This window comes from Sphingobacterium sp. JUb20, from assembly GCF_004342035.1.
Taxonomy (GTDB): Bacteria; Bacteroidota; Bacteroidia; order Sphingobacteriales; family Sphingobacteriaceae; genus Sphingobacterium; species Sphingobacterium anhuiense.
In genome coordinates this window covers 45,855-61,813 of the sequence record NZ_SLYV01000012.1, presented here as the reverse complement: position 1 = coordinate 61,813, position 15,959 = coordinate 45,855, and the positions used below count along the sequence as shown (strand labels likewise).

The following is a 15,959-nucleotide window of genomic DNA, read 5'->3' as shown; positions in this document are numbered from 1 at the left end:
CCAACGCCATCCTTGAAAAAAAAGATTAATTCTTAAGCAGCAATTCTGGAAAAACGTGCTGCTCTTTATTGAATTTTAAACCTAATACTAAAGTATGATAAAAAATTGCTTATTGCAAATGCGTAATGGCTACATTGTGCATTTTAGATTCATTATACGGATGAAACTAACCTTGATTATGAGTGCATTTGTCGTAATGAATGTTTCGGCTAATGTTTATTCCCAACAAAAAGTATCGCTTGATGTCCAAAAAACAAAATTGAGCAGAGTACTTAAAATGATTGAAGAAAAAAGTGACTATTACTTCGTCTATGGCTCAAGTAACGACAATCTGAATAAGGAGGTTTCCATGCAGGTTGAGAATGGACGAGTTACGGATATTTTAGCCAAATTATTTAATAAGACTGGTCTTACATATAGTATCTCAAACGAGGGCTTGGTGGTTGTCAGTCAGCAACAGAATAAAGTTTATGATGGTGTTGTAACAGATGAAAAAGGAAACCCACTCGTAGGAGCCACAGTTCGTGTTAAAGGTTCCACAGTAGCAAGAGCTACTGATTTAAACGGTAAGTTTTCCATTAATGCACTGACGGGAAATACACTTGTTGTTTCATTTGCAGGATATAACTCAGAGGAGCCGGTTCTGGGTAATGATACTTCTATTAAAATCGTTTTGACGGAAGATAATCGTATGCTGAATGAAGTTGTTGTAACTGCCTTAGGTATGAAAAAAGAGAAACGTTCTTTAGGTTATTCGGTTACTCAGGTTCAAGGTGAATCGTTGACGCAAGCGCGTGAAAATAATGTTGTAAATGCCTTAGTTGGGAAGGTTGCTGGTTTGGATATCGGCAGTACTTCTGGGGGAGCAGGAGCCGCTACGAATGTAACGATTCGTGGTATTTCCAGTATAAGTCAGACGAATCAACCGTTATATGTTATTAATGGTATTCCCATGGAAAATAAACCTGTAGGTGTTGGAAATACCAATTCAAAAGGTAATTCTGGAAGCCAGTGGGACAATGCACCAGATCTTGGAGATGCCATTAGTAATATAAATCCAGACGATATTGAAAGTATTTCAGTATTAAAAGGAGCCGCGGCTTCAGCATTGTATGGTGCACGTGCTAAAGCAGGTGTAATTTTGATCACAACTAAATCTGGAAAAGGTAATTCAATTGATTTCAATAGTAACTTTGTTGGAGAACAAATAATTGACCAAACAGATTGGCAAACAATTTATGGGCAAGGGGCTAGTGGTGTAAAGCCAAATAGTCAAAAAGCAGCCGCTCAAGTCGGTAGTTCCAGTTGGGGAGCAAAATTAGATGGTACACCTGTTGTTCAATTTGATGGTAAAGAAAGACCATATTCCTTACAAAAGGGAAATTTAGATCGTTTTTATAGATCAGGTAGTACTTGGACCAATACGCTTGCTCTAAACAAGAGCTTCGATGGTGGCTCGATCCGTTTATCAGCATCTGATGTTAAAAATAAATCGGTGGTTCCTAATTCTGGTTTAGATAGGCAGTCATTTAATCTGGCAGGTATGTTTGAACCGATCAAAAGGTTGACGATTGACGCTCGTGTTAATTTAATCTATGAGCAGGTGAAAAATAGACCCATGCTTTCGGATGGTGCAGGGAATGCTAATTTTAATGCAATGTTTATTCCAACAAGTGTCAATGTAGATGACTTAAAACCGTGGAAAGATGAGCATGGTAATGAAGTTGCGTTCAATACAGGAAATGTATATGCTACTAATCCATGGTTTGCCGCTTATGAATTTCAAAATAATACAAAGCGTGATCGCTCAATAAGTTCAATAGCTGCAAAATATACATTTATTAATGGCTTATTTATCCAAGGACGCGCAGGTAGGGATGGCTATAACGATCAATATACAAATGTATTGCCTACAGGTACAGCTTATTACGCTACTGGTAAGATTAGTGAACAGAATACAAAATTTGTTGACATTAATACAGACATATTACTTGGTAAATCATTTCAATTTGGAGATTATTCGATAACTCCCAATGTTGGAGCTGCATACCGTAATACTGAATCTCAACAGACAACCAATAATGGAGTAGATTTTGCCGTTCCATTTGTTTATACAATAAGTAATGCATTAAATAAATCGATCGCTTTGGGCTATTATCAAAATGAAATGCAGTCGGTTTATGGTACAATGGAGTTTGCTTACAAAGACGTTCTTTACTTAAATGGAAGTGTGCGTTCAGATTGGTTCTCAACTTTGGCTTCCCCCGGCAAGGATAATAAATTAAATTCTGTATATCCGTCGATCTCTACATCATTTATTTTTTCTGAATATTTAAAACCATCATGGTTAAGTTTCGGTAAGTTAAGAGCAGGTTTTGCACAAGTAGGACAAGCTACAGATCCTTTTCAAACCATGTTGACTTACGGATTAAGGAGCGAGTCTTTACAGGGTAAACCTCTTGGAATTATTTCAAATGTTAACATTCCAAATTCTTCGCTATTACCATCTACGGCAAAAGAACTTGAAATTGGTACAGAATTACGTCTTTTTAATGATCGTGTAAATTTGGATTTGACATGGTATAATAAAAAATCGAAAAATGAGATTACTTATGTAAAGGTGGCAACTACTTCAGGATATTCTGCCGCAGTTTTAAATGCTGGTGAAATGCAAAATCAGGGATTTGAAGCTTTACTTTCTGCGACAATTATTAAGAATGATCACTTTAAATGGGTGTCAACTTTAAATGGATCTTTTAATGATAATAAAGTACTTTCTTTAGCGGATGGTATTGATGAGAGTAATCCATTAACGATTGCAACTTCTCGTTCAGGAGTAGGTTTTACTTCAATAATAGTCGGTAAATCTATTCATCAGGTAATGGCATTTGATAATAAATACGATGCAAATGGGAATATCGTATTACTGGATGATGATGCGAAATCACCAGCGCGAGGTGATTTGGAAGCCTATGGGTCTGCTATGAATAAATGGTTTGCAGGCTGGAATAATGAATTCAGTTATAAAAATTTAAATGTTTCGTTCCTGATTGATGGAAAATGGGGCGGTAAATTGTTTTCAGCAACTAATTATTATGGATACATCAACGGATTACATAAAGCAACATTGGATAATCGTGAATCTTTAGGGACAAATGCAGCTGCTTACTATACGAATGTTGCAAATAACGTTTCAAAAAACTTTGTTCAAAGTTCAGATTTTATAAAATTGAGACAAGTTGTAATTGGTTATAATTTCCCTGTTAAAATGTTTAATAATAGAATTAAATCACTTAATGTTAGTGCTGTAGGCCGTAACTTATTTGTGCTGATGAAGAAAACGGATAATATAGATCCTGAATCAAGTTACAATGCAACATTTCCTGGTTTGGAGTTAGGTGGAGTACCTGCAGTACGGACGTTTGGTGCTAATTTAAGTGTTAAATTTTAATGAAGTTTACAATGAGAAAAATATTTAAACCAATTATATCGGGTTTAGCAGTTACACTATTGCTAAGTGCAGGAAGTTGTACAAAAGATTTTGAAAAAATCAACACAGACCCTAATGCATATACCAATGAGAATTTTAATCCTAATTATTTGCTATCAACATCACAGTTGACCTATACAGGAAGTACCGATTTCGCTTACGATACTTGGAGAGCAAATTTAATTTATGCGTCTACAATGATGCAGGGTTTTTCTACAGTGGTGAGTTATTGGGCTGGAGATAAATATATTTTAAATGAAGCATATACAACTGCTTATTGGGGTACATCTGCTGTCGGCGCTTATTCTGAGCAAGTGCGCAATATTGCTGATCTGGTATACAATACAAAAGGAAAACCGGAGTATAACAATTTGCATCAGATAGCAAGAATCTGGAAAGCTTTAATTTTTGCAAGACTGACTGATTTGTACGGAGATATTCCTTATTCTGAAGCAGGTCTAGGTTATCATGGTAAAATATATACTCCTAAATATGATAAACAACAAGATATTTATAATGATCTTTTAAAGGAAGTGGATGAAGCTACTAATGCATTAACAGCATCTAATGAAAATTTAGTAGGAGATGTAATATATAGAGGTGATATCAATAAATGGAAGAAGTTTGGAAATTCATTTATATTACGTCTAGCAATGCGTCTAATTAAGGTCGATGAAAATAAAGCAAAAGAATATGCGAATAAAGTTATTAATAAGACCATGACGTCTAATGATGACAATGCTTATCTAAAACATGAAACTTCTGGTGCACGCGTCACTCAAAATAGAAATAGCCAAGTGTTATTAGGTGATGGAGGGCAAGAGCATTTTTATACCAAATGGTCCAAAACCTTTATCGATTTCTTAAAAAAATCAAATGATCCAAGGCTTGCTAAAATAGCTGTGACTAAATTATATTTATCTGACGGGAATAAAGATCAGAATGCAAGTTTTATTACTGATGTAGCAAAACAGAAAGGAATGCCAAATGGTAAAGATTTAGGCGCTAAACCAGAATACAATATTGCAAGTGATCCTAATTTTACAAAAATGGATGAATACTCTTCGGCTCACCCTGAAATGATCAAAAGAGAGGCACCTACATTTATTCTAACATATGCTGAAACAGAACTTCTATGGGCCGAGGCAGCTCAGAGATGGAGTATAGGCGGTAGTGCATCACAGCATTATAAAAATGGAGTTAAAGCGGGACTTACATATTTAAATCAGTATAGTTCAACATTAGGCATTTCTGAAGCAGAGGCAGAAGAGTACATTGTAAAAAATCCTTTCAATGCAAATGATGCACTTAACCAAATTAATTCCCAATATTGGGCACATACTATCACAATGCTCGATTTTTATGAAACTTGGAGTAATTGGAGAAGAACAGGATATCCTATTTTAATTTCTATAGGTAATTATCCTGGAAATGCTACAGGAGGAACTATCCCGAGAAGATTTCCTTACCCAGTAATGGAGGCAGCGGAGAATCCGGAAAATTATAAAGCAGCTTCAAATGCAGTAACTGGTGGAGATAAATTGACAGGCCGTGTTTGGTGGGATAAGTAATTTCTTGCATCTTTAACAGAGATCAGATGCGACAACTTTGATCTCTGTTAAAATAAAAAACCATTTTATGAAAAACCTAATAAATCAAAAGTTAATCATTTTGTCATTTGTTGCTGCATGTTCATCATGTGCGCCAAAGTCTGATAAACCTGCAGAAAATATACAAAATATTGCAGGAACCTATCGTTTACTTGAAAGTAAAACCATAAAAGGAACAGACACGATTCTTGCTTTTACAGATACATCAAAAACAGAGATGTTTAAGATGTTTAATGGAGATCACTTTTCTTTTTTTAATCACGATAAAGAGAAAGGGAAAGGAAAAGAACCATTATTTGTCTCGGGAGGAGGTACATATACACTAATTGGTAATAAATATAAAGAACATTTACAGTATTGCACCATGCGCGACTGGGAAAATAATACTTTTGATTTTGAGCTAACTCAAAAAGGAGATACGCTTATTCAAAAAGGCGAAGAAAATCTTCCAGAATTAGGTGTTAAACAAATAATAATTGAAACCTATATCAAGCTTAAATAGCCCATTTTAATTATTAGGTTGGTAATCGTATTTAAAATTGCTACTTATTAAAAAACAAAGCCTTTCGCAATATTTCCGAAAGGCTTTGTTGTATCTAATTAAGTGGGCACTATTTTCTCTTTTCCATACGAACTAAATATTGGTCGTGTTCATCTTCAAATAGAATTTGTACTACCCAGTTTAATTCATGTGCAATTTTAATGAGCATCTTTTGATCCAGATATAGCCACTTGAATTTGTCCCCAAAATTTCCCTGATATTGATATTGATAATTTATCTCTCCAAAATAGTGATCAGGTCGTTTTATTTTATACTCTTCATAAAGATACTCGATGTTTGACGTATCAAAGATAAGCTGTCCACGATCTGTCAATATAGATTCAGCATGAATCAAAAGGTTTTTAAAGCCTTCTATATCGCCTGCTAATCCAATTCCATTCATCAAGAACAAGAGAGTATCATATTTATGATCTTTGAATTGATAAAAATCGTTATGATGTATTTTTTGAACCCCTCTCTGTTGCATGATCTGACAGGCGATGTTCGATACTTCAAGTGCTTCAACGTCGAAATTTTTGTCTTGCAAATACAATGTGTGACAACCTACGCCAGCGCCCACATCTAAAACACGTCCATCACATAGGGAAAGTGCAATAAATTCCAGTTCAGGAATCTCGTCTTCGTCGCGAAAAAATATATCAACGGGCATTTCTTCAATATCACCATAACTACTGTGTAACAGCAGAGGCGCTACCTCTTTTTGATGAATGTAATAATCGTTTAGGGCTTCGCCGTAAATATCTCTAGTCATGTATCATTAATATTTGTTTTGCTAATTTGATGGTCGCTGGATCTCCAGTGTTCTTTTTAGGTTCATCCGATAATTTAATTACCTGCGTCCATTCATCATCTTCTGGTTGTGTTTCAGTCATTTTAATCACTATATTCATTTGTGTCAGGCCAACATCATTAGTGAAGTTGGTACCCACTCCAAATGAATGTCCAATTTTGCCTTTACAATACTGCGTTATATGAGCCACTTTATCATAATCTAAACCGTCCGAAAATATGATGGTTTTCGATAAAGGATCGATTCCTTTATTGACATAATGTGAAATGATTTTTTCAGCGAACTCTATAGGATCTCCGCTGTCATGTCGTACACCATCAAATAATTTGGTGAGTTTTTTGTCAAATTGTCTAAAGAATACTTCTGTTGTATACGTGTCAGATAGCGCGATACCCAAGTCACCTCTGTATACATCGGCCCAATGCTCGAGACCAAGCAAATTTGCCATTTTATAACCATACTTGGCTGCATGAAACATAAACCATTCATGAGCATGTGTGCCAATAGGTTTAATTTGATATTGCATAGCAAGAAGAACATTACTCGTTCCGATAAAAGTACCACCCCCATATTCTTTTAATGTTTCTACGACAAGTTTGTGAACCTGAAAAGAATGTCTTCTCCTTGTACCAAAATCTGCGATTGTAATATTTAATTTCTTATATTTTTCAATTTTAGTTTTAGCATCATCAATAACCTGTTCATTCGTTAAGCGCTTCTGTTCAGTTATTTCGTAATAAAGTTCACATATTAAAGCCATGATCGGAACTTCCCATAGAATGGTACGATACCAATATCCTTCAATTTTAACTTCTAAATCTTCGCCATTTTGAATGATACTGATCTCATCAGGATCATAGCGATAGCCCTGTAAGAAGTCAAAGTAAGTAGGGTCAATATATGGGCAATTTTGAGCAAAAAATGTTTTTTCAGCTTTGCTCAATTTTAGATTTGCCATCGCATCGATTGCCTCTCTTAGTTTTTTATCAAATCCGAGCGGAAATTTATGTTGACCGCGATTAATGAATTGGTATCGAGCCTTTGCTTTTGGAAATAACTTGACAACAGCATATTGCATCGTGAACTTATAAAAGTCGTTGTCTAGTATGGATGTTAGTTGAGCCATTGGCTTCTTAATATAAAGTGAATAAGAATGTAAATTTAATAATTAACATCAATTTAAAGTAATTGTTCGGAAAATCCAATTTGTGTCTTATTCATAAAAAAGAGGCTTAGTATCATTACTAAGCCTCTCCATATAATTATTTCAATTCTTATCTTGTACGTGTACTGCCGCTTCTGGTAGCTCCCGACTGTGTTGAGCTTCTTTCATTGGTACTATTATTACTTCTTTCCACACTATTTGACTGTGCTCTCGCAGGTCGTTCCGTATTGGTTGAAGGGGCAGTTCTACTACTTCTACTTTCGTTGTTAGAAGTTGACTGAACCCTTGCAGGTCGTTCTGTATTCGTAGGCGCAGTTCTGCTACTTCTAGTTTCGTTGTTTGAAGTTTCCTGTACTCTAGCTGGTCGCTCTGTGTTCGTAGGGGCAGTTCTGCTACTTCTAGTTTCATTGTTTGTACTAGTTTGGACCCTAGCTGGTCGCTCAGTTCTAGATTGTTCTACTGTATTTGTATTTCTTGTAGGCCTTTCTGTACGAACTGAAGTATTGTTATTATTATTATTATTATTATCGATAGATTGTACTCTCTCCCGGGTGTTTCTGGTATTCGAAGAACCATTATCTGTATTAGATGAGTTACTTCTTGTGCTACCACCATTATTGTTTATACGGCCATCTGTTCTATCAATTGTACTATTATTGCCTCTTGATCTATCTGTTGATCCATTTTCTCTCGATCTAACAGTAGCATTTCCGCTATTGTCAATATACAATTCGCGACTACCTCTCGTACTGGTCATATTATCTCTTGTAGATATCACCCGATCATTTCTATTTTGTAGAGATGTATTATTGCTGCGTGTACGTGATGAAACTTCAGCAACTCGGCTTGGTCTTGCATCAGTTCTTGAATTACGATCCACATTTGGACGATAGATATCAACACTGCTACGCGTTACACGTGATGCACCAGGTCTATCAGAATTATTAATACTTCTTACGCTTACACGTCTTCCTGTACTTCTCTCAATATCTGATCTTCTTGGACCACCATAATAGTTTTTATTATTGATGATAATCGTATTATTGATAATTGTAGTTCTATTATAAAAATTATTATAATTACGAGGGTGAACATAGTAACGATCTAGTCTATTGCTATAGATGTTAGATGATCCAACAAATACCCATAAATTCATAGGAAGGTTGATCGAAATATTAATCCCTAAAGGTGCCCAGCCATAATAACCAGATCCTTCTCTCCAATTTACCCAAGCAGGTCCCCACTCATAATCTGGAATCCATGCCCAACCATAGTTGTTGTTGTATTCCCATCTACCATAATGGAATGGTGCCCAGCCCCAAGAATAATTTGATACCCACGTATTTCCATATTCAGTCATGGTCCAGTATCCATTTGTTGAATATGGCTGGAAATTAGGACCTACATCAGGTATCCACATATAACCATAATTGCGGTCATTTACCCAGTCACCATAAGGCGCTAGTTCATCATAAAATGTTTGAAAAGAAACACCACTGTTATAATTAGAATATCCACGTTGTGCTAACGAAGATTTAGGCGTCGCAAAAAACAGGATACTAAAAACTGCTAATGCGATTAATTTTATATATTTAATTTTTTTCATGATATTTCTTTTTTATCGATCGTGAAAAATAGTTCTTTATTTTGTAGGTATGACACCTATAATATACATATGGTTTAATCAGTGATTTGTTTTTTATGTAGACAAAACTTATTCCAGATTATTTTGTTGTTTTCTAGGGCTGTAAGAAAACTTAAGCGGAAACTAAGTGATTATGGTTTGATAATAATTACCTATTTTTTGTACCTTTATCCCTTCAATCGTGTCATAAAATATTGTACACAGGAAATATTTATTTGAATGTTAAATAAACTTCGATCATTTTTTACTGAATTCGCAAATATCCATCGATTCTTAATTCGATTCTGGAAAGAACTTGTCACACCTCCTTATGAATTTAAGGAAATAATACGTCAATGTTTTGAAATTGGATGGAAATCATTACCCTTAATCAGTTTAACGGGTTTTATTGTGGGATTTGTTTTTTCTAAACAATCACGACCTTCATTGGAAGAGTTTGGAGCAACCTCTATGTTACCTTCATTGATTTCCATTGCTATTGTTCGGGCGTTAGCCCCGCTGGTAACGGCACTGATTGCATCTGGAAAAATTGGTTCGCAGGTTGGAGCTGAATTGAGTTCGATGAATGTTACCGAACAAATTGATGCGATGGAAGTTTCGGGAACAAACCCATTTAAATTTTTAATTGTAAGTCGTATTATAGCGACAACAATAGGTATTCCTATTTTATGTTTTTATGTTGCGGGAATCGGACTTCTTGGTGGTTACCTGAGTATGGCATCCAAAGATGATCTAAGCTTTTTAAGTTTCTTTACACAAGTCTTCGAAACAATTGGTTATCAGGATTTATGGGCAATGGTTTTTAGAGCTATTGTATTTGGTTTTACTATCGGTGCAGTAAGTTGTTATTGTGGATATTATTCTTCAAAAGGAACTGAGGGGGTTGGTAAAGCGGCTAATGCCGCTGTTGTAGCTTCCATGTTTTTGGTTTTTATTGAAGAAATTATCATCGTACAAATTTTATCAATAATAAATTAGTGATGGAAAAAGTAAAAACACATATCGATTATCAAGATTCTGTCATTACAATACGCGGTGTTAGTAAATCATTCGGAGAGAACCATGTATTAAGAAATGTTGATTTAGACTTGTACCGGGGGGAAAACTTAGTTGTTTTAGGACGTTCTGGTACTGGTAAATCCGTATTAATAAAACTTATTGCTGGACTTTTACAGCCTGATGTGGGTAGTATTGAAGTTCTTGGAAATTCTGTTAATGATTTGGATAACCATGAGTTGATGAAGTTGCGGTTGCGTATAGGATTTTCATTTCAAAATAGCGCTTTGTACGATAGTATGACGGTACGTGAAAATCTTGAATTTCCATTGATTCGTAATAAAAGAAATCTTACACGTGCTGAAATCAATAAAGAGGTGGAAGATGTGCTAGAAGGTGTGGGACTATCACAGGCAATCAATCAAATGCCATCTGAATTATCTGGTGGACAGCGTAAAAGAATCGGTATTGCACGTACATTAATTTTACGCCCGGATATCATGATGTATGATGAGCCAACAGCAGGATTGGATCCAATAACCTGTTTAGATATTAATAGTCTTATTAACGAAGTCCAAGAAAGGTATAAAACATCATCCATTATCATCACACATGATTTAGCTTGTGCTCGATCGGTAGGAGATCGTATTGTGATGTTACTAGATGGTAAATTTGAAAGACAGGGATCTTTTAAGGAAATATTTGAAACAGATGATGCGCGAGTTAAAGCGTTTTATGATTATAATTTTATTGTTTAAATAAATGAGCAAAGTAGAAAATAAGAGAGCAGTAATAGTTGGATTATTCGTATTTATAGGATTAGCTATTCTGATTGCAGGTATATTTATACTGGGGAGTCAACAGAAGAAATTTACTAAAACTTTCGAAATTGCTACGTCTTTCCCTGATGTTGCAGGCTTAAAAGTAGGTAGTAATGTTTGGTTTTCAGGTGTTAAAGTGGGGATTATAAAGAATATTCATTTTAAAAATTTACAGGATGTTGAGGTTGTTATGACCATTGAAGAAAAATCAGCTGAATATATCCGTAAAGATGCAATTACAAAATTAGGATCAGATGGTCTTATTGGTAATAAAATCATTGTGATTTCAGGTGGTTCTCAAAATGCGCCATCAATTGAAGCTAATGATTTTCTTCGTTCTGCGAAAGCCGCAGACATGGAAGCAATGATGGAAACCCTACAGCTTAATAACCAAAACTTGGCAAAAATTACAACAGATTTTGTTGAAATTTCACGTGGTTTAGTTGAAGGACGTGGTGTAGTTGGATCTTTATTGACAGATACAGCCATGTTATCTTCCCTTCATATGTCTTTGCAGTCGATCAGTCAGGTTATGGCCAGTACAAATAAAGCAACATCTAACCTTGTTCTATTGACAGAAAAATTAAATTCGAATAAAGGCTTAGTTCACGATCTGACTACAGATACAGCAGTTTTTGCTAGCTTAAGAGCTTCTGCAGCGCAACTACAGGGCGTTTCACAGACAGCTAATGCACTGATGACAAATTTAAATACTGCTTCAAGTAAATTAAGTAGTAAAGATAATGCGATTGGTACATTGATCAATGATCCAGCGGTTGGTAATGAGCTTAGAGAGGCCGTTCGTAATTTAAATAACAGTACAGCTAAATTGGATCAAAACATGGAAGCTTTGCAAAGTAATTTCTTATTGAGAGGTTTCTTTAAGAAGAAGGACAAAGAAGCAAAAAAGGCAGCTGAATTAGAATTGAAAGATTCAGTGAAATAGAAATTTTAATATATTTAAAAAAGTAAAGGGCAATTTTCTTCGAAAATCGCCCTTTACTTTTTTAAGCTATTCTGATTAGGTGTATCTTTGCCTTTATACATAGGCAAGATCTCTTGCATATGGATTATTATTGTAAGATTTTATTTTAACTAAATGCATAATATTACAGATAGAGATGTTATCTATGAAGATAACCACCTCATCGCAATCAATAAAAGGGCAGGAGATATTGTTCAGGTAGACGACACCGGTGATAAGTCTTTAGAAGATATGGTTAAAGAGTATTTAAAATATAAATACAATAAACCTAATGAAGCCTTTTTAGGAGTTATTCATCGTCTTGATAGGCCTGTTAGCGGATTAATCGTTTTTGCAAAAACAAGCAAAGCATTAGAACGTATGAATAAACTGTTTAAAGATAGACAGGTAAAAAAAACTTACCTTGCAGTTGTGAGACAACGTCCACAAGAACCTGCCGGTAAATTGATCAATTGGCTTGTGCGAAATCGTGAAAAAATGGTAACAAAAGCTTTTAATAAGGAAGTGAAAGAAAGCAGCTATGCCGAATTGGATTATACTTTGATCGGTGAAATGAATGGTTTTCATTTATTAAAAGTTGAGCCATTAACAGGACGAACTCATCAGATTCGGGTGCAATTATCCACGATGGGGTGCCCTATAGTCGGTGACAATAAATACGGGTACCCTCGGGGCAGCTCAAAGGGTAGTATCTGTCTTCATTCCAGATCACTTACTTTTGTTCACCCAATCAAAAAAGAGACGATTACATTAAAGGCTCCATTACAGCATGACGGTTTCTGGGAGAAGTTTTCTAAGTTTAATGACTAGAGTAGCTGTAAAATAATCTTAATTTTTTAAGTATCTTTGTATTATGAAAACGCTTAAGTATTTGCTAGTTACAATTGTTCTGTTTTGCACGATTACGGTAACACCAATCAGTTCAGTATATGCCCAGTGTGCTATGTGTTCCTTAAATGCTGAAAATTCTACTCAGAACGGCAATACACAAGGTAAAGGCTTAAATGATGGAATCTTATTTTTGCTTGTCATTCCTTATTTGGCAGCCGCAGGTTTGGGCTTTCTATGGTATAAAAAATATCGTACTGTAAAGTCGAATAAATCTCAGGAAAAAATTCTTTAAAATTAATAAGATATGCCAACATCTAAAATTCATGCGCTTGTACATTCAAAATGTCCAAGATGTCATGTCGGAAATATGTTTGTCGGACCTGCCTATGGTTTACGTAAACAAAAAACAAATGATGTATGTCCCGTTTGTAATTTGACTTTCGAAATCGAGCCAGGTTATTTTTATGCGGCCATGTATGTCAGTTACGCGATGTCGGTGGCTGAAGTTGTAACATTTGCTTTGGCAACAGCAGTATTAACAGGAAGTGAGTCCCCGTGGACGTATATGGTAGTCCTTTTTGCAACAATCATAATCTTTTCTCCATTTAACTTTCGTTATTCAAGATTGATATTATTGCATTACATGACTCCAAAAATTGTTTATGATCCCAAGTGGGAACTTTTAGAAGAAAATAAAAATAAGAGCGATATTTAGTATCGCTCTTATTTTTACAAGTATTTCATTGTACTGTCAAAGATGAAAGCTTTATCCTTATAATTGGATGAAATTTCATGCTGTAAATGGCTGAGATGATCTTGCTGAAATTGTGCAATGTCCTCTTCGCTGGAAACCTGTATCTGAATACAGTATGTTACTCCTTCATGAGGAGAATTAAGCATTTCCAAAAAACGAGGATTGAAATTAGTACTGCTTAGAAGATTTTCTTTTATCCAGGAAACTATTTCCTGATGTACAGATTCTTCTGATATGATGGATATGTTATATAAATACATAAGTGCAAAAATATGAACTTTAATTGCCTTATTGAAATATATATCTGTATATTATCGTGGTACAATAAATGTTAGCTGTTCTTGTAAAAATAAAGTTGCACATGATTTGTTATTGCTAATTAATTTTAATCTTTGAGTAGGTTGACGAATGAGTTTGTTTATGCGCGCATATATTACATTTTCTATATTAATTACCTTGCTGTTTCTAGGCATTAGCTGTTCGAATAATAAAACGGAACGTATACCTATTGAAAGTTTTTTTTCAACTCCTGAAAAAACATCTTTTAAAATTTCTCCCGATGGTAATTATATCGCTTATATCGGTTTGGATAATCATTGCAAGAATATTTTTTTATTAAACTTAAATAATCAGGACAGTTCCAAGCAATTGACGTATCAAAATGATATGAATGTTAATAGTTTTGTTTGGGGAGATGATGAAGAGATTATATTTTCTATAGAACAAACCTCTAATGACAGCCTAAGACTATATGCTGTAAATATTTTTACGGACGCCCTTCAGCCATTGATTAAACCCATGAAAGCAAAATTTCGTTGGGTACAGCCTGCGCGATTATATGATAATGGAATTATAGTTGCTATTAATGATCGAGATTCTTCAACGTTCGATCTTCATAAGTTATTTATTGATGGGCGGAAATCCGAGATGATTCTTCAAAATCCAGGAAACATTAACTCCTGGTATCTTTCTCAGGATGGCCAAGTGCGCCTTGTCATGGCTAATGATAGTGTGGAAGAATCAATGATGTATAGGGCAGACAATGAGCAACCCTTTCATCAGGTCTTAAAAAATGATTTTGCTTCTACTATTATACCGATGGGTTTCGTTAAAAACTCGACAACAAATATTTACGCACTTTCAAATATCGGCAGAGACAAGCTGTCGTTAGTTGAGTATGATTTAGAGCAGAAGAAAGAAGTATACGAGGTTTTTAATAATAAGGAAGTCGATCTCGATTGGGGTGGTTATTCTTCTTATACAAATGAAATGATGTATGCCTCTTATACACTTTCAAAAAAGAAAAGATTTTTTTTCAATGATAAAATCGCAGAAATATTTAAAAAAATATCTGAAAAGGCAAAGGGATCAGAATTTGATATTATTGACTCAGATTCTTCCTTTAATAAAATCATCATAAGAACATATACAGACACAAATCCTGGTGCGATTTATTATTTTGATTGCCAGGATAACGAACTACATAAACTTACCGATAACAATCCTAACTTGAAGGATCGTGAGTTATCGCAAACAGAATCTGTCAAATATCAAGCCCGCGATGGTAAGATCATTACAGGGTTTATTACTTACCCTTTACATGAAGATAGGAGTAACCTTCCTGTTGTTGTGTTGCCACATGATGGACCTAATCAGCGAGAAATTTGGGGTTTTGATCACGAAGCACAATTTTTAGCTAACCGTGGTTTTGTAGTGTTTCAGATGAACTATCGTGGCTCAGTAGGCTTCGGTAAAGAATTTTGGTCGGCAGGTTTTAAAGAGTGGGGCGGTAAGATTCAAGATGATATTACGGACGGTGTAAAATGGTTAATTAGAGAAGGAATTGCAGATAAAGATAGAATAGCTATTGTTGGAAAGGGCTTTGGCGGATATTCAGCATTGCATGCAGCGTGTTTTAATTCTGATATGTATGCCTGTGCAGTATCATATTCGGGCTATACAAACTTGTTTACATATTTTAGAGATATACCACCGTATGTAAAACCCTATTTGCAAAAATACTATCAGATAATTGGAAATCCAATTCGCGAATCGAGCATGTTTAAGCAGATTTCTCCAGTATTTCATTCCAATCGTGTCAAAATTCCAGTTTTAATAGCGCAGGGCGGGAAGGATCGATTAAGTTCGGTAACAGATGCCAATCAATTTGTGCAGAAACTCAAGAATAATAATATTCCTGTACAATATATATTGAAAGAAGAAGAGGGTAGAACTTTTAAAAAGGATGAAAATGTCATTCAATATTACCAGGAGCTAGAGAAATTTTTAGATAAATATATCGGTAAATAG

The 15,959-nt window shown here is 35.0% G+C and carries 14 protein-coding genes; 10 read left to right on the top strand and 4 right to left on the bottom strand.

Annotated features, from left to right (window positions below; all coding sequences use genetic code 11):
* The first annotated feature begins 94 nt into the window (after positions 1 to 94).
* The 3 genes from EDF66_RS19605 (at position 95) to EDF66_RS19595 (ending at position 5,602) form a co-directional block, all read left to right on the top strand.
* Positions 95 to 3,451, top strand: a complete 3,357-nt coding sequence (locus tag EDF66_RS19605; RefSeq protein WP_243656095.1) for a SusC/RagA family TonB-linked outer membrane protein — start codon at positions 95 to 97, stop codon at positions 3,449 to 3,451.
* 11 nt (positions 3,452 to 3,462) lie between these two features.
* Positions 3,463 to 5,061: a SusD/RagB family nutrient-binding outer membrane lipoprotein gene (locus EDF66_RS19600; protein ID WP_132844504.1), complete on the top strand. Its 1,599-nt coding sequence runs from the start codon at positions 3,463 to 3,465 to the stop codon at positions 5,059 to 5,061.
* Positions 5,062 to 5,128: 67 nt separating this feature from the next.
* Positions 5,129 to 5,602, top strand: coding sequence for a hypothetical protein (locus tag EDF66_RS19595; RefSeq protein ID WP_132844503.1), 474 nt, complete (start codon positions 5,129 to 5,131; stop codon positions 5,600 to 5,602).
* 109 nt (positions 5,603 to 5,711) lie between these two features.
* On the opposite strand, the gene EDF66_RS19590 is transcribed toward EDF66_RS19595, so the two are convergent.
* The 3 genes from EDF66_RS19590 to EDF66_RS19580 all read right to left on the bottom strand — a co-directional run bounded on the left by EDF66_RS19590 (position 5,712) and on the right by EDF66_RS19580 (position 9,223).
* Positions 5,712 to 6,413: a class I SAM-dependent methyltransferase gene (locus EDF66_RS19590; protein ID WP_132844501.1), complete on the bottom strand. Its 702-nt coding sequence runs from the start codon at positions 6,411 to 6,413 to the stop codon at positions 5,712 to 5,714.
* Positions 6,406 to 7,578 (bottom strand): nicotinate phosphoribosyltransferase, encoded by a 1,173-nt coding sequence (pncB, locus tag EDF66_RS19585; protein ID WP_132844499.1) that lies wholly within the window; start codon positions 7,576 to 7,578, stop codon positions 6,406 to 6,408. Before pncB ends, EDF66_RS19590 begins: the two co-directional genes overlap by 8 nt.
* A 148-nt stretch (positions 7,579 to 7,726) precedes the next feature.
* Positions 7,727 to 9,223, bottom strand: a complete 1,497-nt coding sequence (locus EDF66_RS19580) for a DUF6600 domain-containing protein (RefSeq protein ID WP_132844497.1) — start codon at positions 9,221 to 9,223, stop codon at positions 7,727 to 7,729.
* A 258-nt stretch (positions 9,224 to 9,481) separates the two neighbouring features.
* Between EDF66_RS19580 and EDF66_RS19575 the strand changes: the two genes are divergently transcribed.
* From EDF66_RS19575 to EDF66_RS19550, 6 genes are all read left to right on the top strand, one after another.
* Complete coding sequence (locus EDF66_RS19575; RefSeq protein ID WP_132772204.1) at positions 9,482 to 10,240, top strand: MlaE family ABC transporter permease; 759 nt, start codon at positions 9,482 to 9,484, stop codon at positions 10,238 to 10,240.
* Between the two features lie 2 nt (positions 10,241 to 10,242).
* Positions 10,243 to 11,016: an ABC transporter ATP-binding protein gene (locus EDF66_RS19570; protein WP_021188170.1), complete on the top strand. Its 774-nt coding sequence runs from the start codon at positions 10,243 to 10,245 to the stop codon at positions 11,014 to 11,016.
* A 4-nt stretch (positions 11,017 to 11,020) separates the two neighbouring features.
* Positions 11,021 to 12,025, top strand: a complete 1,005-nt coding sequence (locus EDF66_RS19565; RefSeq protein ID WP_132844495.1) for an MlaD family protein — start codon at positions 11,021 to 11,023, stop codon at positions 12,023 to 12,025.
* A gap of 153 nt (positions 12,026 to 12,178) precedes the next feature.
* Entirely contained in the window at positions 12,179 to 12,874 is a 696-nt protein-coding gene (locus EDF66_RS19560) for an RluA family pseudouridine synthase (RefSeq protein ID WP_132844494.1), read from the top strand.
* A 43-nt stretch (positions 12,875 to 12,917) separates the two neighbouring features.
* Positions 12,918 to 13,187, top strand: a complete 270-nt coding sequence (locus tag EDF66_RS19555) for a hypothetical protein (protein WP_021188167.1) — start codon at positions 12,918 to 12,920, stop codon at positions 13,185 to 13,187.
* A 12-nt stretch (positions 13,188 to 13,199) separates the two neighbouring features.
* Positions 13,200 to 13,610, top strand: a complete 411-nt coding sequence (locus EDF66_RS19550) for a DUF983 domain-containing protein (protein WP_132844492.1) — start codon at positions 13,200 to 13,202, stop codon at positions 13,608 to 13,610.
* Between the two features lie 14 nt (positions 13,611 to 13,624).
* Here EDF66_RS19550 and EDF66_RS19545 read toward each other — a convergent pair whose 3' ends face one another.
* Positions 13,625 to 13,909: a DUF4286 family protein gene (locus tag EDF66_RS19545; protein WP_132844490.1), complete on the bottom strand. Its 285-nt coding sequence runs from the start codon at positions 13,907 to 13,909 to the stop codon at positions 13,625 to 13,627.
* A 160-nt stretch (positions 13,910 to 14,069) separates the two neighbouring features.
* On the opposite strand from EDF66_RS19545, the gene EDF66_RS19540 reads away from it, so the two are divergent.
* Positions 14,070 to 15,959: a prolyl oligopeptidase family serine peptidase gene (locus EDF66_RS19540; protein WP_132844489.1), complete on the top strand. Its 1,890-nt coding sequence runs from the start codon at positions 14,070 to 14,072 to the stop codon at positions 15,957 to 15,959.

Coding starts and splice junctions, on each gene's coding strand:
- EDF66_RS19555 (WP_021188167.1), top strand. CDS start 12,918: ATGAAAACGCTTAAGTATTTGCTAGTTACAATTGTTCTGTTTTGCACG.
- EDF66_RS19545 (WP_132844490.1), bottom strand. CDS start 13,909: ATGTATTTATATAACATATCCATCATATCAGAAGAATCTGTACATCAG.
- EDF66_RS19600 (WP_132844504.1), top strand. CDS start 3,463: ATGAGAAAAATATTTAAACCAATTATATCGGGTTTAGCAGTTACACTA.
- EDF66_RS19570 (WP_021188170.1), top strand. CDS start 10,243: ATGGAAAAAGTAAAAACACATATCGATTATCAAGATTCTGTCATTACA.
- EDF66_RS19560 (WP_132844494.1), top strand. CDS start 12,179: ATGCATAATATTACAGATAGAGATGTTATCTATGAAGATAACCACCTC.
- EDF66_RS19575 (WP_132772204.1), top strand. CDS start 9,482: ATGTTAAATAAACTTCGATCATTTTTTACTGAATTCGCAAATATCCAT.
- EDF66_RS19590 (WP_132844501.1), bottom strand. CDS start 6,413: ATGACTAGAGATATTTACGGCGAAGCCCTAAACGATTATTACATTCAT.
- EDF66_RS19595 (WP_132844503.1), top strand. CDS start 5,129: ATGAAAAACCTAATAAATCAAAAGTTAATCATTTTGTCATTTGTTGCT.
- pncB (WP_132844499.1), bottom strand. CDS start 7,578: ATGGCTCAACTAACATCCATACTAGACAACGACTTTTATAAGTTCACG.
- EDF66_RS19540 (WP_132844489.1), top strand. CDS start 14,070: ATGCGCGCATATATTACATTTTCTATATTAATTACCTTGCTGTTTCTA.
- EDF66_RS19550 (WP_132844492.1), top strand. CDS start 13,200: ATGCCAACATCTAAAATTCATGCGCTTGTACATTCAAAATGTCCAAGA.
- EDF66_RS19580 (WP_132844497.1), bottom strand. CDS start 9,223: ATGAAAAAAATTAAATATATAAAATTAATCGCATTAGCAGTTTTTAGT.
- EDF66_RS19565 (WP_132844495.1), top strand. CDS start 11,021: ATGAGCAAAGTAGAAAATAAGAGAGCAGTAATAGTTGGATTATTCGTA.
- EDF66_RS19605 (WP_243656095.1), top strand. CDS start 95: ATGATAAAAAATTGCTTATTGCAAATGCGTAATGGCTACATTGTGCAT.